Source organism: Rhodococcus opacus, from assembly GCF_012396235.1.
Lineage (GTDB): Bacteria > Actinomycetota > Actinomycetes > Mycobacteriales > Mycobacteriaceae > Rhodococcus_F > Rhodococcus_F opacus.
In genome coordinates this window covers 1-1,906 of sequence record NZ_JAAXPA010000094.1, presented here as the reverse complement: position 1 = coordinate 1,906, position 1,906 = coordinate 1, and the positions used below count along the sequence as shown (strand labels likewise).

2 protein-coding genes are annotated in these 1,906 nt (G+C 69.6%); both read left to right on the top strand.

Annotation, left to right across the window (positions count from 1 at the left end; genetic code table 11):
• A partial coding sequence (locus HGB39_RS38000; protein WP_168443031.1) for an acyl-CoA dehydrogenase family protein occupies positions 1-891 on the top strand: 891 nt, incomplete at its 5' end.
• A partial coding sequence (locus HGB39_RS37995; protein ID WP_168443030.1) for an enoyl-CoA hydratase/isomerase family protein occupies positions 888-1,906 on the top strand: 1,019 nt, incomplete at its 3' end. The genes HGB39_RS38000 and HGB39_RS37995, both read left to right, overlap by 4 nt.

Genomic DNA, 1,906 nt, shown 5'->3' with positions numbered 1-1,906 from the left:
TCGATCCACAACATGGTCACCTGGATGATCGACCGGTTCGGCACCGAGGAGCAGCGGCGCGCGTGGGTGCCGGGGCTGTGTTCGATGGATCAGCTGGGCAGTTATTGCCTGACCGAGCCGGGTGCCGGTTCGGATGCGGCGGCGCTGAGCACGAGGGCGGTCCGGGACGGCGACGACTACGTCCTGACCGGGGTCAAGCAGTTCATCTCCGGTGCCGGCACCTCCGATGTGTACGTGGTGATGGCCCGCACCGGGGAGAGCGGGCCCCGCGGGATCTCGGCGTTCATCGTCCCGAAGGGGTCGCCGGGTCTGACCTTCGGGCCGAACGAGGTGAAGATGGGCTGGAACGCCCAGCCCACCCGTCAGGTGATCTTCGAGGACGTGCGGGTGCCGGCGGCGAACCTGCTCGGTTCCGAGGGTGGTGGTTTCCGGATCGCGATGGCCGGCCTGAACGGTGGCCGGCTCAACATCGCGGCGTGCTCGGTGGGCGGCGCGCAGACCGCGCTGGAGCGGGCCGTCGCCTACCTGACGGACCGGAAGGCGTTCGGGTCGCCGCTGATCGACTCGCAGGCGCTGCAGTTCCAGCTCGCCGACATGCGCACCGAACTGGAGGCGGCCCGCACCCTGCTGTGGCGGGCGGCGGCGGCGCTCGAGGACGGCGCCCCCGATGTCGTCGAACTGTGTGCGATGGCGAAGCGGTTCGCCACCGACACCGGTTTCGAGGTCGCCAACAAGGCGCTGCAACTGCACGGTGGGTACGGCTATCTTGCCGAGTACGGAATCGAGAAGATCGTCCGCGACCTGCGGGTCCATCAGATCCTCGAGGGCAGCAACGAGATCATGCGGGTGGTCATCGCCCGCAGCGTCATCGGAAACAGAGGAGCGGCATGACCGACGCGGTACCCACGGAACCGGACGTTCTGATCGAGAAGCGGGGCGGGCTGGGCCGGATCGTGCTCAATCGGCCCCGGGCGATCAACGCCCTCAATCACGGCATGGTCCGGCAGATCGCGGCGGCCCTGGCCGAATGGTCCGGCGACGACACGGTCCGGGCGGTGGTGATCACCGGTGCCGGGGAGCGGGGCCTGTGCGCGGGCGGCGACATCGTGTCGATCTACCACGACGCGAAGGACGGGGGCACCGGTTCGCGGGAGTTCTGGCGCGAGGAGTACCTCCTCAACGCGGCCATCGCGCGCTACGGCAAGCCGTACGTGGCGATCATGGACGGCATCGTGATGGGCGGTGGGGTCGGGGTGTCGGCGCACGGCAGCGTGCGGATCGTCACCGAACGGTCGATGATCGGGATGCCCGAGACCGGGATCGGGTTCGTCCCCGACGTCGGCGGCACCTACCTGCTCGCCCGCACCCCGGGCGAGTTGGGCACCCATATCGCCCTGACCACCGCCCGGCTCAGCGCCGGCGACGCGATCGCGTGCGGGTTCGCCGACCACTTCATCCCGTCGGAGAAGATCGAGCAGTTCATCGACGCGTTGTCGACGACGTCCGTTCAGGAGGCGCTCGGCGCGTTCACCGAACCGGCACCGGCATCGGAGTTGCTGGGCCAGCAGGGCTGGATCGACGCCGCGTACTCCGCCGACAGTGTCGCCGACATCGTCGCCCGCCTGCGCGGCAGTGGGGTGCCCGAGGCTCAGAAGGCGGCCGAGCAGGTGCGCTCGAAGTCGCCGACCGCGTGCGCGGTCACCCTGACATCGCTGCGCCGCGCCCGGCAGGCCGGCAGTCTCGAGGAAGTCCTCGACGACGAATTCCGGGTGTCCGTCGCCTGCCTGAACTCGCCCGACCTCGTCGAGGGCATCCGGGCGCAGGTCGTGGACAAGGACCGCAACCCGCAGTGGTCGCCCGCCACCATCGAGGAGGTCGACCCGGCGCAGGTCGACGCGTTCTTCGC